A 22,188-nucleotide genomic window follows, 5' to 3' on the forward strand; every position below is an offset into this window, starting at 1 on the left:
ACTGATCGATTGAGGGCGGATGTGGTTTCTCAATCAGCGGGTCCCAGGTTCGAGTCTGGTGCGCCCATCAAAATAACGGGCGGCAGTTACTGGCGCGCCATTGGCTCGAGTCACGTCTGAGTTCGGCGTGTCGAATAATTTGCCTTGCGGAAAGCGGCAACCAAACTCGTAGGTCTCTTTTCCGATATGTGCCAAAACTGGATCGGCTGCTCCAGCTAGAGATTTTCGCCAAGACCGCCGAGCTCGGCAGCCTGTCCAAGGGCTGCGGACATTCGGCGGATGTCGAACGCGGCCGCGAGCCGACACCTGAGCGGACTTGAGGAGCGGTTCGCGGTGCGGCTGATCGAGCGCAACATGCGCCGGCAATGGCTGACCGAGGCAGGGCAGGATTTGTTGCAGCGTTGCAGCCCGCTCCTGAACGACGCCAAAGCCGAGGATGGCGTGAGGGACCGCACGCCGTCGCCCAAGCGCATGCTGCGCGTTACGAGTTCGCTGTCGTTTGCGATGATCTACATGGCGCCGATGCTGCCCGCATTTCGCAAGCTCTACCCTAAGCTCGACGTCCAGATCATCGCGGCCAACCGCTGTCCCGATTTCATCGAGCCCCGGGTCTCCCTCCGGCGAGGGCCGCCTTGTTGAATTAGTCCAATTGGCGCGTAGCAGTCCTTGTGGACCTCCATAAGCCAGTACTCAGCTTGGGAAGCTGGACGGTATCGAGCTAAATCAATCTTTACGCGCAAAACTGCCCTTAACTGCCATGAGCGGCATCAATGGGGTGCGGCCACAAAACAAAACGATGATGGGCCACCCGACCCCTACAAAATGCGAAGCCCCGCCATCCTGGCAGATGACGAGGCCAAATCTTCGCAGAGCAGTTCCACGATCAACAATTCTACATCTGCTGCTGATCTCCCGCAAGCAGCGGTCGAAACGCTGGGTGTCGAGGCTTCTGGCCTCTATGCTCAATTCGCATCATGCGAGAGTGCGAAACAGCTAGACGCCAACCCCCGGCTGATCTGGGAGCGGTATGGCGCCGGCAAGCTCTCCGACCGCGAAGCATCGCACCCTGCCGCCTGCATCGAGGGCCGCAGGCCGCACCGACGGTTCTCCGCGGCGAAGCCAGTCGGTGCTGGCGGTCAACGGCGCCTAAGCCGGTTCTTGCCCCGACGCCCGCAGCGGTCTCCGGATCGCAAGGCATCGCGCGAGCGACGGAGAATGCTCGGTGGCTCCAGCGCGCTGCCGGAGAACCTGCGGCACCACTTCACCGAGGGGCAGCGGTCCGTCTTGTGCATTCTCGCGGGCGAGATCAAGCGCCATGGCTTCTGCGACCTCCCGATCGACAAGCTTGCCGCATTGGCAGGTGTTTGTCGCACCACTGTGCAGACCGCCTTCCACGAAGCGCGACGGCTAGGATTAATCCGGATTTCAGAGCGACCGCGACCAGGCCGAAAGAACCTTCCGAATATTGTCGAGATCGTCTCCCGCGAGTGGCGGACTGGATCCAGCGCGCCGGCATCAGCCAGCCGGATAGGGTCCAAACCGGTGAAAACGGGGGGCCCCACGAAGAGCACAGATCAAGAAAGGAAGCTGCTCGGCGATGAACTGAGCGTTCGGCAAGGCCATCCTGCGCCGAGAATGGCGACGTCGCCGCATTGATGCCAAAAACAATGTGCGGTTTGTCTCCTATCCGCTCGGTGGGGCGGTGGCAACACAGCCAAGCAGGTTATAGGCTTCGTGGCGCTTGTTGCGGTGGCGGCGTTCGCCGGTCGATTGGGCCTCGCAATTGGCGGCTCGCGGCCGGTCAGTGCCGTACGGACTGTCAATTTTCAGTTCAAGGATTTTTATAGTGTCGGCAGCTAACCTTATCGTCGCCTCTGATGGCGCGCATCTCGTCTCGGACGGGCTTGTCTGGAACACAGCAGATCAAGCAATCACTGCGATTTGCAACAAGGCTGTCCTGTTGCCCCAGTTCAAAGCAGCCGCAACGGTCCGCGCTGAGCTATTTGTTGTTTTCCAGGCCGTGTCGCTCGCTTTGTCGACGATGGCGGCTAGCGGCTTTGACGACTTCAAGCAGGCAATCGGTCCCACGCTTATGGAGCTGAATGCCAGGATGGCCGCAATGGGTGCTGCGAGTCCACTTGAAGTTTCGGTCGCAGGAATCTCAGAACAGCACGGCCCGGCCGGTTTCCGGATGACGACGCTGCAGGCCGGCGGCGAGCACCTCGAACCATGGCGCGTGATCGATTTTCCGCGGGGCTTCAACCCATGTCCGTGCAACAGCGAGGCGGACGAGCGAGAGATCCGTGCGGCAATAGAGAAGGCGCCGGCAACGCTGGAAGCGCACGCAATTGCGGCGCTGAAAACACAGCGTGACATCGCTGGCCGAGACTACGCTGAGGGCCGGACGCCATGTTGGGTGGGCGGCTTCGCTCAGATCACTACCATTTCGGCAGAGACTATTGCCACGCGCATCATCCATCGTTGGAACGATGATGTTGTCCCGGCGAAGTTGGCAGCGTGAAGCTCGCCCGCAGGGGCCGAGCCGAGGGAGTGCGCGCGTCCAGACGATAGCCTTGCTTTTGTCTGAGTTCCGGTACTAGTTTTCGTTTCTGCAAAATGGAGAAGTTGAAGTGGCTATGGGGACTGTGAAGTGGTTCAACCCGACGAAGGGTTACGGGTTCATTCAACCTGACAGCGGCGGCAAGGACGTCTTCGTCCATATCTCAGCGGTTGAGAAGGCTGGTTACACCTCCTTGGCAGAGGGAGCTAAGGTTAGCTTCGATGTCGTGAACAACCGCGGAAAAGACTCGGCGGAAAATCTGCGAGTCGGGTGAGGCGCCCGAGATCCGGTCCAGCGCGGACTTAAAGCGTTTCGGCAGGCAAGGAGCGCGAGTGCTCAATGTACTCCGCTGGCCGTGCCTTTTGAGATCGCACGCGTCACAGCCTCAAGACGGGCTGCGATGCCGCTCATCCGGCGTGCCGTATCTTGAAGCGCAGCTACATCGGTCCGCCCCGTGCCGGTCGCAAGACTGAGGTCCTTCTGCAGGTGCTCGAATTCTGCCTTGCACCGGTCCAACTCCGCGAGAAGCATTGCGAATTCGTCCATTAGCGTTCTCTCTAGTCAAGATGGACGGGTACCGGACGAACCCTTACCGCTCGTAGGTCCGGCCGCCAGTGCTAATGCCATAAAGTGTCGCTGAGTAAGGAACTCGAGCCAGAATTGTCGCGTTCTTCGCTATCGCTCCTGCTGTGATGCCGCGGCACAGCAGCGTAACACCTCCGCTGTTTCGTGCGCAGAACGCGTCTGGGCTATCGATGAATGCCAGCCCTTTTGCGCTGGTCCAGGGTTTGCGCATCAAAATGACCGTGCGGCCTTCCGGAAGGGCGCCGATCGGTTGAATGACAAAGATCGATATGAATTGTGCGCCGATGATCAGCGCAACGATCGCAGCCAGAACAGATAGCCATGCTTTCATGATGTCGCCCCAAAATGCGTCAACAAGCTCATTTACTCGGCTTCATTGAGCTCGACTTAGATGTCGTCCAGCGGCAGGTCACTGCGATCCGATTCCGTGCGGCTGTGACATCATTCAAGAGGAAAGTGCCGTCGCTGAATCTGCCTTGAAAGCCAGTTGCTCTGATGAACAGCTTGCCTTGGTCCGGGAGCAAATTCATAAAGTCTCGAGCGCCGGGAATAAAAATCGCCCTTCCGTTCGTGCTGCCGACACCAGCCACACTTGCGGGTGAATCTCCGTTGATCCGGATTAGAAGGTCGTAGCGGTTTGCGGTGCCAGAAATAACGAGATCGGGCGGGATAAAGACGGCCTCCGATTTGTTCTCCCAGCATCTGAGGATCAGCAACGATTCACCGGCTTCGCCCTGGAGCATTGCGACGAGCTGATCGCTGTCATCGATCGGGGATTTGCTCTCTCGGAACGTCCACTTACCTCTGACCGGAGTGGGCTCGGTGCTTGAGTCTTCATCCTCGCCTTTTTTCCCGATGGCATCGAAGCACTTCAATCTGTCTGCGTCGCCCGGGATCTTCTTGCAGACGGCGAATGCCAACAGTTCGAACTGAGCTTCAGCCGTCGGCGCCGAACTAGCCAATAGCAAGAGTGCCATCACGCCGGCTGCAATTATCGACCTCATTCTGATTCCCCCATCACCGGCCCGAATTCAATCGCAACCGGAGCGCGAACGCAAGCCGCAGTGCGTCGGCTTGACCCGGGGCTCAAATCGGGGGATTCCCTTCCTCCACAAATCGCGTATGGTCATGTGATGGCACAGAACAGATCTCACGCTGTCATGGCGCAGCGTACCGAAGCCTCAGATAGTCGGGACGATTTTCCGACCCCGCCGTGGGCAACGCGGGCACTCCTTGCTCAGGTGCTGAAAGACTTCGGGCCCTTTAACCAGCAGTCTGTTTTGGAGCCCGCGTGCGGAGTTGGCTACATGGCGCGACCGTTGGCTGAAAGCTTCGGGCAGGTATTAGCCTCGGACATTCATGCCTATGGGTTCGGGGCGGTGCGGGACTATTTAGCGGTCCCATATGAAGCGAACGCAGTAGATTGGGTCATAACAAATCCACCGTTTCGGCTTGCGGAGGAGTTCGTCCTGCGGTCGCTAATCGTGGCAAGGAAGGGGGTAGCGATCCTTGCAAGGACGGTATTCATCGAGAGCGTCGGCCGCTATCGTAATCTCTTTGTCCAACATCCGCCCTGCAGATTTGCGCAATTCTCGGAACGCGTGCCGATGATTAAGGGCAGAGTGGACCGGTTGGCTTCCACCGCAACCGGCTACGCATGGCTTGTCTGGTCGAAAGAAATGCAGCCTGAAAATCCGGCGCTCGTCTGGATCCCACCTTGCCGCAAGGCTCTTGAGCGCGACAGCGACTATTCTGATCGATCGTAGCGATCCATACCGTCTTTCAGGCTCTGGAGAGCGGAAGCATTATCGCTCGCCTCAAGTGCTTTTATTGCCTTTTCGACAAAGGCGTGCAGGCGGCGCCCCTTGATGCCGGGTGGACCTTTAGGTGGCAATTCGGCAGCTGGCGCCGCTTCGTTCGTGCCGAACTTTCCTTGAGATGCCTCGACAATGCGCGCTTGGTTTTCTCCGAACCAAGCTGCTACGTCGTGTTGATTATCTCCGCGGGCCAACATCCCGATCGCGATTTTTGCATCGTGGATTGTCATTGCCATGAGTAGTTCCCCCCAGCCTTTCCTTGAGCTAAGCGCAACCAGGGCGATAGCGCAAGAGGCAGCGCAACAATATGAGCTTGGCGGTGTGGCCGTGAGGGTGCAGTCTAGTCCCCTACCGGGTGGCGGGAGGTATAAGTGTCATTCAAGGTTATCGACGGCGACGGGCCGGGCAGGGAAGAGAGCGATCGTAAGCAGGATCAGCAGTTTTCCCGCGACGAATTTTCGTGGGCGATCCGAGATTGTGCTGCCAACATGCTTCGTATCATCCGGGGCGCAGGAAAGCCTTACGAGCTCATGAGACAGATGCAGATGGCGCTCAGTACTTCTGCAAAGTTTTAGGAGGTCCACGGCTATTGGCCGCAGGAGGTCATTGTGAATGATCTCCGGATCGAGGACGAGGCCGCGAATGGTTTAGCAAAGCTCGAGAAGGCGCCCTCGATCAAGACTCACTCGATCGTTGGCACGAAGACGGTACTTTCGATAGGATGGCAGCTGAACACACAATGTTTTGCGGAGCGCTGCAGCTCATAGCGTCCGAAATGATCGGACAAAGCACGCAGAAGGCTGCCGGCAGCCGCGAATTTCACGACGGACTTCGCGAATACCAACAGGTGCGCGAGCACAGCTTGAAAAGCGCCGTCGGGAGGAGAAGGCTCGTCCGTCATCTAAGAGACCAAAGGTCAAAAAGAAAATCGTTCTGTAGAAAGGATCTGAGATCCATGCCAGCCTACCTCGTCCGCCTAATAAAGAATCAGGATATCGTCGGTTTCTTCTCCGCCGCCGACTTAGAGGAGCTCGCCGAGGCGGTCGACGAGTGCACCGACGTTCCTTATTGCGAATACCTGGAGCTGCCCTCAGGCGGCATCATGTGGACAAGTCCGGCCACCGCCCTTCCGCTGAAACGCGGCAATGAGGATGAGGGGAAAGAAGCTGAGCAGATCCCTTGGGTATCTGCAGAGTTGTCTGAAGGCTGGTGGGATGGGGTTTACGGCTATCGTGAGGAGGACTGGATAGCTTTTGATCCACACTTCACCGAGCAGCCGGATCCGCCGTTTGTGGGTCGACAAATGGGACCTGGGAATGTGATCCCTTTGAAGGGTCGAAAGCGCGGACAATCTTAGAAGCCGAACTCTCGCTCTCGCTTTTCTAGCACCTTCAGCAACTCCAGCATAGCAACCGGCCATCTACCAGCCGCCAGCTGTCGATTGATCTCGACGATTGCTTTTCCCTTGTCGGACATGCTTCGGACCTTACCACGCTGAGCTGACGAAATATCAGCCCGAACTGGTTAAGAGCACCAGCAGGTTAGCGAGCTATGAACTAGCGGGCTGCCATCACCCACTGATGGATAAAACCTTCGCGCTGATCAGGTTTATTCCAGTCGACGATCTCCGAAGCATGCATGCGAGCGATCGCCAAGGCCTCATCGATTCTCGCCTTGGGTCCCTTTGCCCGGTATGCGAAAACTCGCTGCTCTGCCTGTATTTCCTGCTGCGCGACGTCGAGTGTTATAACCCCCTCGAAGAGTGCCGGAGGGGCGGTCCATCCTCGATCAAGTCGAGGTCGACCAGTTCACAGACGCGCATCACACTATTGCGGAGCGCCAAATCAGCTCGAATGCTGGGCGGCTCGGTATGGGCCATTCCGGAGCGATCTTATGCTCAGAGATGGCTCCAACGTCGCCGATAGCGGCGAGCACCTTCTCGTTGCGGAAAACTTTCGAACTTCCGTTGCCAAGCGTGACGGGCCTTTTGCTCTTACAATCGCCGAGCGCGGTGCAACAACGAACGTTGCCAACAGCATGTCTATTTGGGATTGGTAGCTTTCGGGCTTTTCGTCATTGACGGTAAACGATCCGAGATCCCCAAGGGTGAATGCTCCAACGCTTGAGAGCGCGCTGTGTCGCTCCCGAGACGAGAGGGCAACACTACCCAAGCGGCTTAGAATTCCCACCGCGCTTTCAAGATCAGTGTCGGTGATCTCTGGAAACAGCATACGGGCTCGGGTGAGAAGTTCCCCCAGGCGAACGTCTATCTCGCCATCTCGAAATACGACCACACCCAAGTTGACACTCTCGCCGCGCGCGATATCCGGGACGAGGCGGAGAACGGCAAAGTCAAATGTATGTGCCATTTTTCAAGGCCTGCAAAAGCAACTTAGCCCGCGCGTCACGACCACCATCTCGCCATCAGACAACGATTCCGTCTCGGTCGGCTGGTGACAGCCAATCCAGCGGTATCGAGGTTAATATGGCCTCAATTTCGGCGACCGGTAGCTGCGCCAGACGATCAACTGTTTCCGCGGCAGATGCCACGTCTTGTCTGAATGGGGCAACGACAGTCTTAAACCACACTCGCGTGGCAGAGTTGAGAAGAATTAGCGGGTCAAGGCCCGGGATGGCGCGTCCTTGGCCGGTGCGGCCGTGTTGGCACGTGTCCTATGTGCCTATGTTGGCACGGAGAGCCACTCCGGCAACAAGAATTGGGGTGTGACGATCCTGGGCAAGCCGCTTGCGGAGACCGTCGCTCGCCTCGCATAAAGCTCTGCCCGCCGGTGACGAACCGGCGGCACTTCCCAATAAGGGATAACCGATGACCCTGCCGGCAACGATTGATGAAGAACAGGCAGTCCAACACGTCGTGGACTGGCTTGCGTGGGCTCGATCGAACAAGGTCGACATTTTCGGCGTGAGCATCGGCTTCGCGAGTGAAGGCGGCGGACGGCGCTTTGCGAAAGAGCAAATGAAGCGTTTCGCAGCGGCTCACGTCGACCACCGCCTTGTAATGATGACGGCCGCCATGGAGGGCGATGGGCTCGCCCAGGACGCTTTGCTGGAGCTCTGGCGAGAGATGGAAAGCAGGCGAGCTGCTGACGAAGCACGCCGCTCAGATTTCGATTGCGCCCCCGCGCCGCAAAAGCCGGTGATAGCCAGCAGACCTATCTCTTCCGCGATACCGCCATTGTCGCCCTTGTGGACGCGCTCTGTAAACCGCCCTTCAGCCTTAAGGCGACACGTGGGGCGGCGGTGCGAGCCAAGGGAGGTCCTACCAGCGCCTGCTCCATCGTTGCAGGCCAATTTGGGCTTGGCGAGGACTCGGTCTGGAAGCGCCTTAAGTCCCATCTCTAACTGTAGGTAAAAGTTCGCCCCCGAAGAATTCCTATGACTGCCCGCGCCTCCGCAGGCATGTTCCGAGCAAATGCAGCGGAAAGGGACTTTTGATGCCTCGCGCCCCGAGCACGTTCAGAAAGAACGACGTCAAGCGAGCGATCGTGGCGGCAACGGCGGCCGGCATGCAGATCGGCTCCGTCATGATCGACAAGAGCGGAAGGATCAATCATACAGCCGGCCGGCACGGCGTCAGGCCTAGATGATCTCGACAAACAGCTAGCGGAGTTCGAGGCGCGACATGGTGCGGGTTGATCTCAAGGTCGCGAGGGCCGTCATCGAACTGATGGCGCATGACCTCCTGCTCCAGCGCGTTCAGCGTGTTATCGACGAGGCAAAGCTGGCTCGCCTGAATGCCTAGGCGCTCGGTCCATTTCACGAGCCGCCGCGTCGGTAAGCATGAAGGTTGGGCAAGCGGGATCGCCGCAGCAGAAAGGCCGGATTTCGCCAGAGGAAAGTAGCGCCTTGAACCGGCGTCGGAGCTGATCCAGTTCACGGACCGTTAGTTCCAGGGCGCTGCGGATGCCGGCATCGCGGATGTGGTGAAGCGAGGGAAGTCGGTGGATTCGGCACCCTCTCGCGTTTGCCATATCCCCGTGCTGAGCACCCGGATTGTGTCGTCGATGGCCTGTTGGAATGCGCGGAGATTGCTCTCTTGTTGAAACGGCATCCGAAACGCCGGTTGATCGAAGGCGCGGACGAACATCGACAGGGCCTAGTCGTCATCGACGTCCTGCAACTTATCGACGAAACTGCGCAGCTCGACCTCGCTATCAGGAAATGGAACGCCCTCGACTAGGCGCCGTAGGAGAAATTCGGCTCGAAGCCGCAGATGCTCCTCGAACTCCGCGCCGGACCAGATCACCAGCCCAGTTTCGCGGCTGCCGAGCGAACCTCGTCGCGACGCTGGGCCGAGATACAGCTGCGGCATACAACTTGAAAGCGTCAGGTTTGCCCGTCGCGGCGTTGACCGCTGCCGTCATATCCTTCTCAGCCTTCGCTTGGGTCAGGCTGCCTCGATTGACGCATTGAATCACTGTGCGCTCGCCCGGTTGGTCGTCGAACGGACGTGCACCGATGATGTCGCGCCCTTGGTCGCTTCCCGTCTGGCCGAACCAAGCAAGATCAGTCCAGCCGTCGCAAAGGTGGTAGGCGAACACAAGGCGCTCGAACTCGCTGCCGCCGAAATCCTTGAAATGAATCGGCCGGACCGTTCGAGCTATCGTCACCTGCCTGCCTCCTGGCCTCCAAAGCTACGGAGCGGGTTGATGATCTGAACGCCCTCGAAGTCCTTTTCATTGTCGGTCACGACAACGCAGTCGTTAGCTTCGGCTACGGCGGCAATGATTGTGTCTAGGACGCTTCGCGAACGGCCTTTGGCTTTGCCATTGACCATCAGCCGCGCCCAGACGAGGCCAGCTTTCTCGTCGAACGATAGGACGCGGCCGGCGAACAGGGCTTGCGGGCCTTCGGGGCCGGCGAACCAAGTTTCAAGGCTGCTCCGCTTCTTGCCCTTCGGCTTCTCCAAGATACCTCGACAGATTTCGGCGACGGTAAGCGAAGCAATGAAGAGGTCGTTGTCCTTCTGCGCGCCCATCCAAGCCAGCAGCGAGCCCGACGGCTCCGGCTTTATGACGTTGCTGATGATATTTGTGTCAAGGAGATAGCGGGTCACAGATCGACCTTACGTCCCTCTTCTCGCGGCCGGCCGAGGTCGAGATCCGCGCCAACCAGAGGTGAGCGACGCAAAGCGGCGAGAATCCCGCCCGCTTTCGCAGGCTCGCCCGCCACTGCCTGCTGTATGGTGCGGCGAAGCTGCCCGGCTTCCGGACCTTCCTCCGTCAATTTCCGGGCAAGGGATCGGAGTAGATCGCGGTCGGCGTCGAGCGCCTGGATCTCGAACCGCGCGATGCCGCGCTCAGTCAGACGAGACCGATAATTTTCGAGGGCTCTCTTCTGCGCACTGTTGCTCATCGCCTGCCTCCGTGCTATATCCAGATATATAGCCACGTTTTCCTTGGAGTGCAAGGCTGGTGGAATTGTTATCGGTGCCGGCAAAGACGGCCTCTCCAAGGTGCTGGGGAGTGCCATCATAGCAAGACGTCCCCCTTTCAAGGGAGGCGATCACAAAATATGATCGCTACGACGGACGGTCGACCCGTGCCTCGCCGCTACGCTGCCACCCTCCAGCATTCGCTCCGTTTCCATTCAAGTCATTGATTTACAAGATCTTTCTATCTTGCCAACGCGCTATCAGTTGGCATCATTGTCACGAAGCGGAGTGTTCCGCACGAGGACAAGGACGCGATCGTGGCGCGACCGAGACGTACAACAGCCGAAAAGCTTCGTGTGGTCGCCGATGCGTCCCACGAACCGCCTGTGCTTGCGTCATCGAAGCCCGATCCACGCCTCGGCCAATCTGGTCCGACTGCTGGCGCCACAGGCCGCGCGGGACTTCGTTCAAGCCGAAGCAGACAGCCGGACGCGAGACCGCCTCTCGGAGTAAGGAGGTCGCCTCATGAAGGTCGCGCGCTATGCCCGCTACTCATCGGACAATCAACGAGACGCCTCGATGGAGGATCAGTTGCGGCTCTGCCGCCTGCATGCCGAGAAACAAGGCTGGACTGTCGTTGACAGCTGTACCGACCGGGCGATCTCCGGCGCGTCGCTCTTGCGCGCCGGTATTCAAGAGCTGATCAGTGACCAGCTGCGCAATGTAGTCGTGAGCCGCTTCGAACGCCATCTTGCGGATGATCCACTGTCCGTCATGATTGTAGACCTGATCGATTCCGCTTGGTTTTTGCCCAACACACAGCCGCTGAATTTCGTTGTCGTAACCACAGCGTGACATGATGGTGCGCAAGCTGCGCCTTAGGTCATGCATGGTGAACTTGGCGACGCTCGCTTCCTTGATAAGGCGGTCGACCATCTTGGTGAACCCGGACATCTGGCCGCCGGTCTTTGGTGACGGGAAGACATAGTCCGAGGTTGCCCGCTGGAAATGTTTCGCGGCCGTGAGCACCTCGTCAACCAGGTGAGTGCGCGGCACATCGTGGTGCAGCCCCATCTTTGTCCATGCCGCATCGAACGTGATACGGCCATCCATGATGTGCTTTCGCCACTCGATCATGGTTGGCTCGCTACGGCGCGGACCACCGAGCAGGCACATGCGTGCCAGGAGACCGAAAGCCCCGAGCTTGCCGGATGCATCCCAGACCGTGATGATTTCCTCATCGGCCAGCGCGCGACCCTTCGTTCGGCGTCCGACCCTTTGCGCGCGCGGTTCCTTGGGAGCGCGATAGCCAGCGAGTACGTTGTGCTCGACATAGCCCTCACCGACGCTCCATTCGAGGAAGGTATGCACGTGCTTGCGCAAGTCCCTAGCTGCACCGCGCTTGACGGTCTTGGCATCTTGTCGACCGCAGCCATGATCTGGCGTCGCGTTAGGTCCCCCACACCGCCTTCGGCGTGATCCTTGAGCCCGCGCCGCAGCGCCGACATTGCTGGCTTCCAATTGACCACTTGACGTTCGGCCAGGGACGTCTGTTAGGGACCATCTTCAACAATGAGGGTCGCGAGCGTGGTGCGCTGCTTCTCGGCTGCCTGTTGCCGCCTCGCCTCGCCTCGCGCTTGGCGTCGTTTGGGTCCAAGCCCTTGACGACCTCGCCTGCCGCGATGGTGGCGGCCTTGCAGCGCGGCTTTCTCATTATATTTGGGCCACGCGCCGAGGGTCGCGCTGGGTCCCCCTCACCCCGGGCTTGGTGAAGAGGTAGACCCAGGTCCGGCCGCCGGTGGCGCGCATGCGCAAAGCGAGGCCGGGCAGCTTGTCGTCGTGGAGATAATGCTGCGCCTTGCCCGGCGGCAGAGTTGCGTTGCGGATCACCGCATCGGTAAGTGTCAGCTGGTTAGCCGGCTCCGTCATGCTTCCTTCCCTCTCTCTGTGCCGGTGTGCCACGCAAGAAGGGCGATCAGCCCTCGATCTCAACTATGGCTGGAATTGGTTAGCTAGGGTCTACGGATTGTGGTTCTTGCTGGGGATGCCTACGATCTTATTGCCTCAGACCGATCACGGTTCGGGGCCGAGGCCATGGGCAGCAAGGAAGAAAAGACTTAAATCGAGGCATTTGGATCCCCAGGTAGTAGGAAAATGCCGCGCGCCACGAAGCGCCATCGCATGCCGCCGCCCGCGACATTCAACATCGATAAGCTGCCGGGCAGCTCCAACTTGACCGCATTAGAGGCGGCCACGGTTATCCGGCGCACGCCCGGTGCACTCGAGCCGGCGCGACCCGAACCAACCGCTGAAATGGCGCTACGTCGATGGCCGGCCACTCTATCGAACAGATGCAGTGCGTGACTATCTGGCCAAGTGCGACAAAACCACTAAGGCCCCTTAGCCGCATAATGCTCACAGAGACGCCCGAGGAGCTCGGCCTTGATCGGCCAATCGGTTCGTCCGCTGCAGGAAACCGCCGACTGCCTGCGCAAGGATGGGGACACGCTGCTGGCTTTCTACGACCTCCTGGCCGAGCATTGGAAACACCTACGCACGACGGATGAGATGGACAAGCGATTTGTTCATGACCGAGATGACGATTGCAGACATCGCTACGTCCATTCTTTTGTTCGGCTGCGCCGCGGGTCATTCTTCCGTCCCGGCCATCGATCTCGAGCCCCCGCGCGCAGGGGCGGTCAAGGCTGGCCGCGTTTGCGGCCACCGCAAGGCTTGGCCTTGACCGGCCCGAGCACGGCGGCATGCTGGCGTGGAACGGGAATACATTCCTGGCTGGCACTTGCGGTCAGACGGGATTACCCTCGGCGGGCGCGGGCGACCTCGTGGCGAAGCGTGGCGCATCGGCTGCAAGCGCCACCAGGCTGCCCTATTTTGTCTTGCCGACCTGAGGCGCCCGCGCGCCGGTTTTTGGCCGTGGTTTCCATTGCGTCACCAAGCGCTCGTAGCTTTGCTCCGCCTGTGCGGCAATCAACATCTCGCGGTCGCGCAATGCCTTGATGTTGTAGGCATACGCTGGCCCACGTCGGCTGCCTTTCTGTTGCGGATGTCCGGCTTGAAGCTGCATCGCGCGGGTCTTGATGGCGACCAGTGCCGGGCGCGCCCACAGGTAATCCTCGCGCTTCGTCAACAAATGCCAGCAAAGCACGGTGAGCTTCCGGGCCACGGCCACCGCGGCGATCTGATGGCCGCGCCGGGCTCGGATGCGCACGAAAAACGCATGCAGCGGACCGGGCGCCTTGGCCGCTGCCCAGGCCGCCTCGACCAGCATGGCGCGCGCGTGACTGCGGCCGATCTTGCTGATGCGGCCGTGATGAGCGGCGCCCAGTCCGGATTGCCGCACCCGCGGGTTCAGCCCAAAATAGCTCACCAGCTTCTGCGGGCTGTTGAACCGGCTTATGTCGCCGATCGCCGCCATGATGCCGGCAGCGACCGCCAAGTTGACGCCGGTGATCGCCATCAATCTGTTGACCGCGGAATCGTCTATGGCGTCCTGCGCGATCTCGCGGTCGAGCAGGGCCAGATCTTCCGCCAGCCGGTCAAGCTCACGCACGTGCCGATCGATCGCTGCGCGCTCATCGTCCGGCAACGGTTGGGCGGCCAACCACGTCCGGCCGCGGCCGTTGAAAAGATCGGCATGCGGGCACTTCGGGATCAGGTGCGCGTGCAGGATCGAATGGGACCTCGTTTTTGAGCCGCGTGCGATGCCGCACGACCTGGTAGCGCCGCGCCACCAGCCGACGCTTGCGTTCCGTCTCCGCGTCAGGCGTCCAGATCTGCGGCAGGTACCCGGCCGCCTGCAGACTGGCGAGCGTGCCGGCATCAATCTTGTCGGTCTTGACGTGAGCCTGGGCGATCGCCTTCACGTGCAGCGGATTGGCGATAATCACCCGTGCCACGAACGGAGCCAGAACCCGGGATACCGCCATGCTGTTGCCGGTCGCTTCGACCACCACCTCATCACTGGCAGGGTCTTGCCAAATCCTTCCAATGCAGTCCGCGTCATATCAATGCGGCCCGCATGTCGGAGCCTGTCATCCTCCCAAACCACCACCTCCCCGAAAGTTCGGTGGACGTCGATGCCAATCACCCGTCGCATTCGCATCTCCTGCCAATCAGACACAGAACGGGAGCTACGGGCGACACGACAACTACGGATTCGCGCTCTCAGCGCAACCGGGCGAGTCGCAGAGGCGGCCAGCTACTAACTCGAGCTCGCGGCTCATCGAATGCATCGGCCTGCCCGCACCTTTCGTGCTCCCGGTGCCTCTGTCCCGATGGTCGCACCATACGCTACGATCCTGAATATCGCAGCGGAACATCGGCACCGAGAAACTCTCATACCGGTTACCAACCCCATCGAAAGTACCTTCTCCACTATGTGCCACCGCACCATCCGATCGAAGGGCTGCCTAGCCAACAAGACCGCGCTTGCGATGGTCTTCAAACTGGTCGCGGGCGCACAGAGAAGCTGGCGCCGCCTCGACGGTCATAATCAGTTCTCAGAACCCGTTCTCGGTGTGACATTCAACGACGGGATCGAGGTCATCGACAAGTCACCGACCGTCAGCCCACAACCGCCGCCGCCTAACCGGCTCAGGCCGTCACCGAAATTTGGCGATAGCTCTCTCCCAAGCACAGCGTTGTCGACCTCTACAGCGGTGTTCTCAAGGACGTTTGCTTTGATGACAACGATAGCCCACGCGCGCTGCAACGTCTCGACCTAACCATGTGATCGGAACCGATGTCGTAGTTCGTAAACTGATGGACTGTGATCTTCGCTACAGGGTTATCCCGCGGCCTGATCCTGGGGTTTTAGTCACGAGAGTTCGCCATGAATGACCATCACCCCGATCGGGCGATCCTGGCTACTACGCCTGAATCATGCGTGATCTAAATGATGCTCATAAGGGAACGTCAAGCCGGCTCGCTTCGAAATCGACAGCTTAAGGGGAATCATTGATCTGTGTGGCACTTTCGAATAAAACAAATGTCTCAACCGGATGGTCGCCTGCTCCCAATCGGGATTGAACGGTACGGCTTTGTTGGCCCGCGGCATTCGTCAGCGATTTAGGCTGAGCTCGCACATTTATTTTAACTGCGCGTGTAGCGAAACATTATCGAGTTCGCCTTCCCACCAGGACACAAACACCGCGGCAATACCGTTCCCGATGACGTTGGTCAGCGCACGCACCTCGCTCATGAACTTATCGATCGAGAATACGATCGCAATGCCAGGGACAAGTTCAGGACTGACCACAGTCAAGGTCGCGGCCAGGGTGACAAAGCCGGCACCGGTAACACCGCTTGCGCCTTTCGAGGTGAGCATCGCCACAATGAGTATCGTGAGCTGCTGGCCGAAATTGAGATCGATCCCGAGCGCTTGCGCGATGAACAAGGTCGCCAACGTCATGTAAATGTTCGTCCCGTCCAAATTGAAAGAATATCCTGTCGGCACCACCAGGCCAACGACCGCCTTCGAACAGCCGAGCCGTTCCAGTTTTTCCATCAACTGCGGCAGCGCGCTTTCGGACGACGATGTTCCGAGCACGATCAGCAGCTCATCCTTGATGTACCTGATGAACTTTAGAATAGAAAAGCCTACCAAGCGCGCGATCAGGCCAAGCACAATGATCACGAAGAGCCCGGCTGTCACATAAAACAGGGCAACCAATCCGAGGAGTTTACCGAGCGCGGACGGTCCGAATTCGCCGATAGTGTAGGCCATGGCGCCGAACGCTCCGATTGGCGCTGCCTTCATTACGATCCTAATGACTCCAAACACCGCTTGTGCGGCATCGTCAACCAGACCGCGCATCCGCTCACCCCCCTCCCCAAGCGCCATCAGCGAGAACCCGAATAGGACCGCAAACAGTAGCACCTGGAGCACGTCACCTCGGGCCAAGGCGCCAACTACACTATCCGGAATGATATTGAGGAGGAAATCGACCGTCTTCTGCGCTTCCGCCGTCTTGACATAGGTGGCTACGGCCGCGGCATCCCCCTTGGGAGCGAGCCCACGACCGACCTGAGCGAGATTGCCCATCAAAAGACCCAGGATGAGCGCGAAGGTTGACACGATCTCGAAATAAAGTAGCGCCTTGACGCCGACTCGGCCGACCTTTCGTGCATCCTGAACATGCGAAATTCCGGACACAACAGTGCAGAAGATGATCGGCGCGATCACCATCTTGATCAGCTTGATGAAGCCATCACCAAGCGCTTTGACCCAGCTACTCGTCCCGACAGCGGGCCATAGCCAGCCAACGAGAATGCCAATCAGGATCGCTATGAGCACCTGGACATAAAGAACTTTGTACCAGGGCCCAGATTGCCGGAACAGGGCGGCCGGTTTGACAGAGCGGCGCTGGCGCTGATTGTACATCATGCTCGCCCCGGCGCCGTGCTCGCAAAGAGGGCGCTCAATGAAGGTACAACTTCGCTCAGTGTTCCTTCACGGGCGGGCGCAGGGGAATCTGACGGCTCCGAACAGCACAGTCCAGAGCCACGGACTGGCGCCTCTCCCGAATCGGCTTGCCGTCCACGCGGAACGAAGTTCTGAACCGCTTCCGAGAGCAGCGATAGAACGTTGAGAAAGCTTCCTTGAGAGCTGGAAAGCATCAGCGTCACCACCCATTTCTATCTTTTTCTTTATTCGAAGATGCCATCCAGCATCTTCTAGACGCCAATCTTAGCAGCCGCCGACCACTCTTCACTTTAGCAGGCACTCTCGCCGCTGTAGCGTCGAAGCGACCAACCTTGAGGAAACACTCGCCATAAGAACTCATGGTGGTGCGGCCTCGCCTGCGTTCACCGGCTCGCGCCTCCTGTCCTCACTTCATGTGAATGCCCCGACATTCCCAAGAGGCTTCGATTTCGATCGCAAAACCACGAGGCCGAAAAGACATGCCAAGCAGCATTGCTCACGCTGCCTCCCTTGGCGATCTCGGTTCCGGTTTTTCGAGAGCCGTGTTTTGCGGGCCTGAACAGCACTCCTGAGAGAGCTTCTCACGCCTGTAGCTCGCCAACGCCTGGACAGAGCACTGCACGACGTCCCGTTTCGCTAGATCCGCGGCAGGCGCTGCATCCAGCCACTTCAGCGCCAGCTCGACCAATTCGACCGCGCGGTCCCTCTTACCGGTCTCGTAATAGTACTGAGCGACCGCCCCGTACGACAGGAACTTCGCGCCCTCGCTGCCTCGGGGCGGATTCGCAGCCAGGATGTGTTCGGAGAGCTCCTTGCCCATGGCAAACCGCTCCGCATGTGGAAAATCGGAGTAGTCTTTCGCGGGGTCGAACAGTTCGCGAATCGCGACGCTCATCCAAACCACGGACTTCTTCTCGATCGCGGCGCGAACTAATTGGCGCAACACCGGTAGGCCAGCCCCCAGGTCGCGTATCTTGTGAAGCAACAATTCCGCGTGAAGCCCACGGAAGGTGACCTCGTCCGGCATCGCCGCGAGGGCCTCCTCGATAGCTGAAAGGGCTGCCGGCCAATCCTTTCTCTTCATGGCGGGCTCAAGTCTGGCAAGGATCGGCTCCACCAGAGCTCTCTTCTGCGATAGTTCACGCTTTCTGCGTCGGCCCGTGTTTATGCTTTCCGCATCCAGCGCTTTGGCGTCATCGCTCATTGCCCAGGATCCGTTCAGAACTTTGGGGAAGGCATGATCGAGCTGCGTCGGATGGCCAATAAAGGCGATGCGGCGGTCACGGTCAACGACGAATGACGTGGGAATCCCGACAGAAAAGCTTGGATCCAGCCAAAGCTTGTTCATTTCGCCGGCGTAGTCGAATGCAATCGCGTAGTTCAGATTTGACAAGCTCTTTGTCAACCAGGCGTCCAAGCTGGCTCGCGCTTCATTTTCCGTCGAAGCTAGTTCGTGAGCCGCGATGCCCACCACCTCAACTCCGTTGTTCCTGTACTTATCTTGCAGGACCACCAGATTTAGCATCGAGGCGATACATGGCCCGCACCACGTCGCCCAAAATTCGAGGATATATACTTTCCCACGTTCGAACTTTCTAACGGGCTGGCCGCGTAGCCAGTTCTCCACTTTGATCGAGGGGGCCCGCGAACCGACGCTCAGCAGGTTCGCCGCACCGACTTGACTTGCGCTCTCAGTCAGACTGGTCATTGCTCAAATTCGCTTTACCTGGCTCTGCGGAGAAAATAGCAAGTCGCATGCCAGCCAGCGCTCATTGCAATTACGCTTTTTTTGTATCATTCCTGTCGTGCTTGCGACGCATGTCGCATATCCGACCAGCTGCTTGGAGCTTCTCAGGCAATCAGTCGGTCGGAGAGGCGGGAAGTCAGGCAGCGCAAGGTCGAGTTCACCACTCCACGTCCTGATCGGCTTCCAGGATGACCATTTCGGCGCTCGGGATCGCGACGTGAACTGACCTGCTTTGGACCGTCGACTTGCGCTTGAGTGCAATCTGAGACTTCCAATTTAACTCTTTAGCCAAGGGGGATTGAGGGATAGTGTCCTTCCTTTGCCGGCCATTGCTCGAGATTCACCCCGTCCCGTACTGGACGAGGAAAGCCCACCCGAAATGCAGAAGTTGAGCACCTGCTCATTCCGATCGATGGCGGTGTAAACAAAAGCATCCCTAGGCGGCCCGATCTAGGAAGCGCACAAGAGCCGCCTGGGCGACGACCCTCTCGCGCATCCCCGGGCGGTCAGTCGCGGCTTCAAGTCGCTGGAAAATGCTGTCTGAAAGTTGAATCGTTATCTTTCTGGTCCGCTGAGCTTCGCTTGGGCTCAGCTGCGCGTCCACCTCAGCTTCATTCCGACTTGAGCTCGGTGTTTTCCGGCGCTCGCTGCTAATCTGCATACTCCAGCTTGCTTCTCTCTGCGACTGCACATCGCCCGCACTTGCTCGCGTGGTCGGGATGTCCGGTCGAAACGGCCCTGCTATGCCGCATGACAAACGGGACGAAGAACCGCATGCCGCGTCAACCGCGGGGACATCCTGTGTCGCAGTCTGGCGTACCGAACGAAAGAAACGGCGGACTTCACCGCGCCAGACCTCTCGTAGTCGCGTGCCCCTCTAGACAGTCAGGTCGCCGCAGACGAGCGATTTCGCGGATGGTGCCTGCACCCTTGCTTGAAATCGACAAAGTTGCCGGCCCAGAAACAGGCGCAGGCGCAATCTAGATGGCGCGCTCGCGCCGTGATCGCGCGAACGGGACGCACCGGCGTTGTTCCTGTGGGAGTGATGCGCGTCATACTAAGCGCACCGGCTCATGCGCGCGACCGAATACACCGCGCCTCGCCGAGGTCCGGCATACAACCCCAACGTGCGACAGGACTTACAACGGGTCGCGTGCCGCGCCGTTGAAACGTATCTGTCCCGGTGCGACCACTCACTCATCGGGAACCTCCGCGTGGGAAGATCGCGCTGTTGGGCGCGCTCTCGCCGATGTGGATCTATGCCGCCTACGTTATTGCGGACGTGGCGTCAGCGCTGCGAAGAGGTTATCAAGCTCGCCGAGAATTCGGGAATCGATCTCAAGGCTGCCCATCTCGACCGAGACTTGGGATATCGCCAGTACGATCGCGAACTGCGCGCCCCAATTGCGAGATGCCCAGGAGCGGCCCGAACTTGTCGAGCAGATGCGCATCGACCTGCTGCGGACGGAGATGGGCTTCACCACGCTTGAGTTCATCCGGGTGGCGCTCGCGAAGCACGAGGTGAGCAAGAAGGGCAACAAGAAGCCCATTGCGTTCGCGCCGGGCCTTGCCCGTCCCAACCGCTGGTGCGGCTCGATGGAGTACGAAGCTGAGCAATGGTGGCGCGATCATCAGCTACGTCACGCGTCGCGACATCGCCGAGACCATCCGGTGCATTCCCGAGGCCGAGAATCCGAGCGACGAGGATCTGGCCGGTTTCCGAGCCTATATGAACCCGCCCGATGTCGAGGCTCCGGCCGGGTGATGGGATCATGAGCGAGAAGCCACCACCACAAGTCCCGGTTCATTGCTGCGATCGGTGCTGAGATTGACGAGCGAGATCGAAAGAAGATGGTTGAGGATCGTCTTGAAGAAGTCCTCCGCGTGCTTGTTGAGGTCGGTTAGGCCAAGGCGACCGCGGGTCGAGACCTGGCCCGCAACGTCGCTCAGGGCGTCTACGATCTCGCCAATGAAATACCCCCGTGTGAGCATGTGTAGTCCCGCTCTCGATCTCAGCTTCGTCGTGAATCAATATGAGCGCTTAGCGCTCTCAGGCTCGGATCGCGATGGACGACAGGGAAGAGGGAAAGCAATGTCATGCGGTCAGCTCGACAGGGCAGGCTGTGCCGAGTGCGTCGTGCCCTCTGACGGGGGCAGCCATGTCGATCCAGAGGTGATGAAGTTGTATATCTGGAAGGCCTCCGTTTCGCTGGTGCATAGATTCCAGCAGCGCTCACCTTGCCGCCGTATCGCGCTTAGTGATGCGGAGCTCATCATTCAGACTCCACCCATCGACCGGAGTTGCGACCAACCCCTGAAGCCAGGCGCGAATCTGCGTCCCAGAAGTCAATTCACGAGACTGGATGTATCCAATCATGGCGCCGATCGCGTGAGCGGCACCGTGATGGGCAGCTTTGAAACGTTGAACGCCACCAGTCGAGGAATGAGCGCTATAAAGGTACTCGCGGTCATCGCGGGTTGCGCTGGCGGGGATGGGCAGGCGCTTGCATTCGATAGGAACGAGAGACGAATACTGCAAGTACTCGCGGCCTTCGATCCAGATCGTCGCTGCGCTGGGGGCCGGAACCAAGTCGACCTTTCGCCTACCGACGATTTCGTCAGGCTCCTCGATATGAAACTGGAGAAAATCCCATCCACCAGACTTCCTCGTTGCGCTATTCATATGAGCGCAGAGCCGGGACGTCAGCGATGTCTCGGCGGTTTCGATCGGCCGCTTGGGATCATCACGCCATTTTGGCAGCTCGTCGGCGAATCAAAAGCGGTTCGCGCCTCAGTTTACCCCAGTGAACCACATCATGACATGTCAGCGGATGGTTCGCGGGGAGGGCGGCGACGACGCGTTCGCTCCAGAGCAACAATGACTTGCCGCTCCATCTTGGAGCGGACTCGGCCGCGAAGGCGACGTCAATAGCGGAACTGGCGAGATCCGAGATCAGATGGTCGCTCGCTCCGTCGACCAATTGTCTCTCGACATGGGGAAAGCGCTGCCGATGCTCGAGGAGAGTGGCCCGGAGATTGCCAGCTGAGAGGGAGGTGTGAATGCCGATGATCAACCGACCACTCTCGCCACGCGAGCGGATCTTGAGGCGAGCGGTCATTGCGTCAGTTGCGCCTACGATGCGCCGGGCATCCTCGATGAATTCCTCACCCTCAATGGTTGGTTGCGTGCCGCCGTTCGTGCGCTGGAAGATCTTGCTGCCCAAGGCGTGCTCGAGATTTCGAAGAGAGCGACTAAGCGTCGGCTGCTTGATTCTGAGTGTCTCTGCCGCCTGGCGAAGGCTGCGATGCTGGGATGCGACGATCGCCCAGCGCAGAGCTCGAAATTCCACTGGCACGTCGAACCCTACGGGGGGTGCCTCTGACTAAGAGTTCTCTTGAAAGGAGCCTTGCTTGCACTGCTTCAGCGCCTCCTCGTCCGCGATACTATTCCGATGGCCCCGACGGGGCGGATCAATTGGCAAACCTGCTGCTTGCTGGGATTCCCCGCTCGTCCATGATGGCATAATTGTCCACGCGATGATGATGCGTCCGTTGGGAGCCTTGAGCTGGTCCCGGTTGTCTGAACAGAGTTTCCGCGTCGATAGGTGGAGCCTCTGCCGGGGTTAGGCTGCCATGCGG

General features: G+C 59.2%; 21 protein-coding genes and 6 pseudogenes. 10 read left to right on the top strand and 17 right to left on the bottom strand.

Annotated elements, in window-relative coordinates; translation table 11 throughout:
- Positions 1–279 precede the first annotated feature (279 nt).
- From AC0L3C_RS20270 to AC0L3C_RS20285, 4 genes and pseudogenes are all read left to right on the top strand, one after another.
- Positions 280–327, top strand: a pseudogene (locus tag AC0L3C_RS20270) (hypothetical protein); the annotation flags it as partial.
- A 6-nt stretch (positions 328–333) separates the two neighbouring features.
- A complete protein-coding gene (locus AC0L3C_RS20275; RefSeq protein WP_473408816.1) occupies positions 334–639 on the top strand; it encodes a hypothetical protein in 306 nt (101 codons plus the stop codon).
- A 1,207-nt stretch (positions 640–1,846) separates the two neighbouring features.
- Entirely contained in the window at positions 1,847–2,521 is a 675-nt protein-coding gene (locus tag AC0L3C_RS20280; RefSeq protein WP_473408805.1) for a hypothetical protein, read from the top strand.
- A 109-nt stretch (positions 2,522–2,630) separates the two neighbouring features.
- On the top strand, positions 2,631–2,834 hold the full coding sequence (locus tag AC0L3C_RS20285; protein WP_317245370.1) for a cold-shock protein: 204 nt from the start codon (positions 2,631–2,633) through the stop codon (positions 2,832–2,834).
- A 62-nt stretch (positions 2,835–2,896) separates the two neighbouring features.
- Here the strand turns inward: AC0L3C_RS20285 and AC0L3C_RS20290 are convergent, their stop codons facing one another.
- From AC0L3C_RS20290 to AC0L3C_RS20300, 3 genes are read right to left on the bottom strand one after another with little or no spacing between them, the layout of a single operon-like run.
- On the bottom strand, positions 2,897–3,106 hold the full coding sequence (locus tag AC0L3C_RS20290; RefSeq protein ID WP_317245369.1) for a hypothetical protein: 210 nt from the start codon (positions 3,104–3,106) through the stop codon (positions 2,897–2,899).
- A 43-nt stretch (positions 3,107–3,149) separates the two neighbouring features.
- Positions 3,150–3,476, bottom strand: coding sequence for a hypothetical protein (locus AC0L3C_RS20295; protein ID WP_473408806.1), 327 nt, complete (start codon positions 3,474–3,476; stop codon positions 3,150–3,152).
- A 28-nt stretch (positions 3,477–3,504) separates the two neighbouring features.
- Positions 3,505–4,149 carry a hypothetical protein gene (locus AC0L3C_RS20300; protein WP_438742997.1) on the bottom strand — a complete coding sequence of 215 codons (645 nt, stop codon included), beginning with the start codon at positions 4,147–4,149 and terminating at the stop codon, positions 3,505–3,507.
- A gap of 156 nt (positions 4,150–4,305) precedes the next feature.
- Between AC0L3C_RS20300 and AC0L3C_RS20305 the strand changes: the two genes are divergently transcribed.
- Positions 4,306–4,911 carry a methyltransferase domain-containing protein gene (locus AC0L3C_RS20305; protein WP_473408807.1) on the top strand — a complete coding sequence of 202 codons (606 nt, stop codon included), beginning with the start codon at positions 4,306–4,308 and terminating at the stop codon, positions 4,909–4,911.
- Here the strand turns inward: AC0L3C_RS20305 and AC0L3C_RS20310 are convergent.
- Positions 4,893–5,198: a hypothetical protein gene (locus AC0L3C_RS20310; RefSeq protein WP_473255606.1), complete on the bottom strand. Its 306-nt coding sequence runs from the start codon at positions 5,196–5,198 to the stop codon at positions 4,893–4,895. The genes AC0L3C_RS20305 and AC0L3C_RS20310 overlap by 19 nt on opposite strands.
- Before the next feature lie 135 nt (positions 5,199–5,333).
- On the opposite strand from AC0L3C_RS20310, the gene AC0L3C_RS20315 reads away from it, so the two are divergent.
- Entirely contained in the window at positions 5,334–5,537 is a 204-nt protein-coding gene (locus AC0L3C_RS20315) for a hypothetical protein (protein ID WP_438742998.1), read from the top strand.
- 107 nt (positions 5,538–5,644) lie between these two features.
- On the opposite strand, the gene AC0L3C_RS20320 is transcribed toward AC0L3C_RS20315, so the two are convergent.
- The gene (locus AC0L3C_RS20320) at positions 5,645–5,863 is read right to left on the bottom strand and encodes a hypothetical protein (RefSeq protein WP_473408808.1); all 219 of its coding nucleotides are present in this window, start codon (positions 5,861–5,863) and stop codon (positions 5,645–5,647) included.
- A gap of 54 nt (positions 5,864–5,917) precedes the next feature.
- Here AC0L3C_RS20320 and AC0L3C_RS20325 point away from each other — a divergent pair, with 54 nt between their 5' ends.
- A complete protein-coding gene (locus AC0L3C_RS20325) occupies positions 5,918–6,319 on the top strand; it encodes a hypothetical protein (RefSeq protein WP_438743000.1) in 402 nt (133 codons plus the stop codon).
- A gap of 487 nt (positions 6,320–6,806) precedes the next feature.
- Here AC0L3C_RS20325 and AC0L3C_RS20330 read toward each other — a convergent pair whose 3' ends face one another.
- The 4 genes from AC0L3C_RS20330 to AC0L3C_RS20345 form a co-directional block, all read right to left on the bottom strand.
- The gene (locus AC0L3C_RS20330) at positions 6,807–7,331 is read right to left on the bottom strand and encodes a DUF3037 domain-containing protein (protein WP_473408809.1); all 525 of its coding nucleotides are present in this window, start codon (positions 7,329–7,331) and stop codon (positions 6,807–6,809) included.
- Positions 7,332–9,137: 1,806 nt separating this feature from the next.
- Positions 9,138–9,593: a hypothetical protein gene (locus AC0L3C_RS20335; protein ID WP_473292012.1), complete on the bottom strand. Its 456-nt coding sequence runs from the start codon at positions 9,591–9,593 to the stop codon at positions 9,138–9,140.
- The gene (locus AC0L3C_RS20340; RefSeq protein ID WP_317245360.1) at positions 9,590–10,039 is read right to left on the bottom strand and encodes a type II toxin-antitoxin system VapC family toxin; all 450 of its coding nucleotides are present in this window, start codon (positions 10,037–10,039) and stop codon (positions 9,590–9,592) included. The genes AC0L3C_RS20335 and AC0L3C_RS20340 overlap by 4 nt, the downstream gene beginning before the upstream one ends.
- The gene (locus AC0L3C_RS20345) at positions 10,036–10,338 is read right to left on the bottom strand and encodes a hypothetical protein (protein ID WP_317245359.1); all 303 of its coding nucleotides are present in this window, start codon (positions 10,336–10,338) and stop codon (positions 10,036–10,038) included. The genes AC0L3C_RS20340 and AC0L3C_RS20345 overlap by 4 nt, the downstream gene beginning before the upstream one ends.
- A gap of 544 nt (positions 10,339–10,882) precedes the next feature.
- Between AC0L3C_RS20345 and AC0L3C_RS20350 the strand changes: the two are divergent.
- A pseudogene (locus tag AC0L3C_RS20350) lies at positions 10,883–11,077 on the top strand (recombinase family protein); the annotation flags it as partial.
- On the opposite strand, the pseudogene AC0L3C_RS20355 reads toward AC0L3C_RS20350, so the two are convergent.
- Together AC0L3C_RS20355 and AC0L3C_RS20360 are read right to left on the bottom strand one after the other, a co-directional pair.
- Positions 11,066–12,286, bottom strand: a pseudogene (locus tag AC0L3C_RS20355) (tyrosine-type recombinase/integrase); the annotation flags it as partial. The pseudogenes AC0L3C_RS20350 and AC0L3C_RS20355 sit on opposite strands and share 12 nt — an antisense overlap.
- Before the next feature lie 958 nt (positions 12,287–13,244).
- Positions 13,245–14,456: pseudogene (locus tag AC0L3C_RS20360) on the bottom strand (IS110 family RNA-guided transposase).
- A gap of 232 nt (positions 14,457–14,688) precedes the next feature.
- Between AC0L3C_RS20360 and AC0L3C_RS20365 the strand changes: the two are divergent.
- Positions 14,689–14,966, top strand: a pseudogene (locus AC0L3C_RS20365) (IS256 family transposase); the annotation flags it as partial.
- 498 nt (positions 14,967–15,464) lie between these two features.
- Here the strand turns inward: AC0L3C_RS20365 and dctA are convergent.
- Both dctA and AC0L3C_RS20375 read right to left on the bottom strand, forming a co-directional pair.
- Positions 15,465–16,760 (bottom strand): C4-dicarboxylate transporter DctA, encoded by a 1,296-nt coding sequence (gene dctA / locus AC0L3C_RS20370; protein WP_317246483.1) that lies wholly within the window; start codon positions 16,758–16,760, stop codon positions 15,465–15,467.
- 538 nt (positions 16,761–17,298) lie between these two features.
- Positions 17,299–18,510: a TlpA disulfide reductase family protein gene (locus tag AC0L3C_RS20375; protein WP_473408810.1), complete on the bottom strand. Its 1,212-nt coding sequence runs from the start codon at positions 18,508–18,510 to the stop codon at positions 17,299–17,301.
- Between the two features lie 1,482 nt (positions 18,511–19,992).
- On the opposite strand from AC0L3C_RS20375, the gene AC0L3C_RS20380 reads away from it, so the two are divergent.
- Positions 19,993–20,325, top strand: coding sequence for a hypothetical protein (locus AC0L3C_RS20380; RefSeq protein ID WP_317245357.1), 333 nt, complete (start codon positions 19,993–19,995; stop codon positions 20,323–20,325).
- Here the strand turns inward: AC0L3C_RS20380 and AC0L3C_RS20385 are convergent.
- From AC0L3C_RS20385 to AC0L3C_RS20400, 4 genes and pseudogenes are all read right to left on the bottom strand, one after another.
- Positions 20,320–20,541 carry an SMEK domain-containing protein gene (locus AC0L3C_RS20385; protein ID WP_456766219.1) on the bottom strand — a complete coding sequence of 74 codons (222 nt, stop codon included), beginning with the start codon at positions 20,539–20,541 and terminating at the stop codon, positions 20,320–20,322. The genes AC0L3C_RS20380 and AC0L3C_RS20385 overlap by 6 nt on opposite strands.
- A 241-nt stretch (positions 20,542–20,782) precedes the next feature.
- Complete coding sequence (locus AC0L3C_RS20390; RefSeq protein ID WP_473408811.1) at positions 20,783–21,232, bottom strand: hypothetical protein; 450 nt, start codon at positions 21,230–21,232, stop codon at positions 20,783–20,785.
- Positions 21,233–21,293: 61 nt separating this feature from the next.
- The gene (locus tag AC0L3C_RS20395; RefSeq protein ID WP_473292093.1) at positions 21,294–21,773 is read right to left on the bottom strand and encodes a LysR family transcriptional regulator; all 480 of its coding nucleotides are present in this window, start codon (positions 21,771–21,773) and stop codon (positions 21,294–21,296) included.
- Positions 21,774–21,905 (bottom strand): annotated as a pseudogene (locus AC0L3C_RS20400) (helix-turn-helix domain-containing protein); the annotation flags it as partial.
- Positions 21,906–22,188: the final 283 nt, after the last annotated feature.

The sequence above is a fragment of the Bradyrhizobium sp. WSM4872 genome (assembly GCF_055811715.1).

Coding starts and splice junctions, on each gene's coding strand:
- AC0L3C_RS20310 (WP_473255606.1), bottom strand. CDS start 5,198: ATGGCAATGACAATCCACGATGCAAAAATCGCGATCGGGATGTTGGCC.
- AC0L3C_RS20305 (WP_473408807.1), top strand. CDS start 4,306: ATGGCGCAGCGTACCGAAGCCTCAGATAGTCGGGACGATTTTCCGACC.
- AC0L3C_RS20300 (WP_438742997.1), bottom strand. CDS start 4,149: ATGAGGTCGATAATTGCAGCCGGCGTGATGGCACTCTTGCTATTGGCT.
- AC0L3C_RS20290 (WP_317245369.1), bottom strand. CDS start 3,106: ATGGACGAATTCGCAATGCTTCTCGCGGAGTTGGACCGGTGCAAGGCA.
- AC0L3C_RS20345 (WP_317245359.1), bottom strand. CDS start 10,338: ATGAGCAACAGTGCGCAGAAGAGAGCCCTCGAAAATTATCGGTCTCGT.
- AC0L3C_RS20375 (WP_473408810.1), bottom strand. CDS start 18,510: ATGACCAGTCTGACTGAGAGCGCAAGTCAAGTCGGTGCGGCGAACCTG.
- AC0L3C_RS20330 (WP_473408809.1), bottom strand. CDS start 7,331: ATGGCACATACATTTGACTTTGCCGTTCTCCGCCTCGTCCCGGATATC.
- AC0L3C_RS20380 (WP_317245357.1), top strand. CDS start 19,993: ATGCGCATCGACCTGCTGCGGACGGAGATGGGCTTCACCACGCTTGAG.
- dctA (WP_317246483.1), bottom strand. CDS start 16,760: ATGTACAATCAGCGCCAGCGCCGCTCTGTCAAACCGGCCGCCCTGTTC.
- AC0L3C_RS20295 (WP_473408806.1), bottom strand. CDS start 3,476: ATGAAAGCATGGCTATCTGTTCTGGCTGCGATCGTTGCGCTGATCATC.
- AC0L3C_RS20320 (WP_473408808.1), bottom strand. CDS start 5,863: ATGACGGACGAGCCTTCTCCTCCCGACGGCGCTTTTCAAGCTGTGCTC.
- AC0L3C_RS20325 (WP_438743000.1), top strand. CDS start 5,918: ATGCCAGCCTACCTCGTCCGCCTAATAAAGAATCAGGATATCGTCGGT.
- AC0L3C_RS20385 (WP_456766219.1), bottom strand. CDS start 20,541: ATGCTCACACGGGGGTATTTCATTGGCGAGATCGTAGACGCCCTGAGC.
- AC0L3C_RS20390 (WP_473408811.1), bottom strand. CDS start 21,232: ATGAATAGCGCAACGAGGAAGTCTGGTGGATGGGATTTTCTCCAGTTT.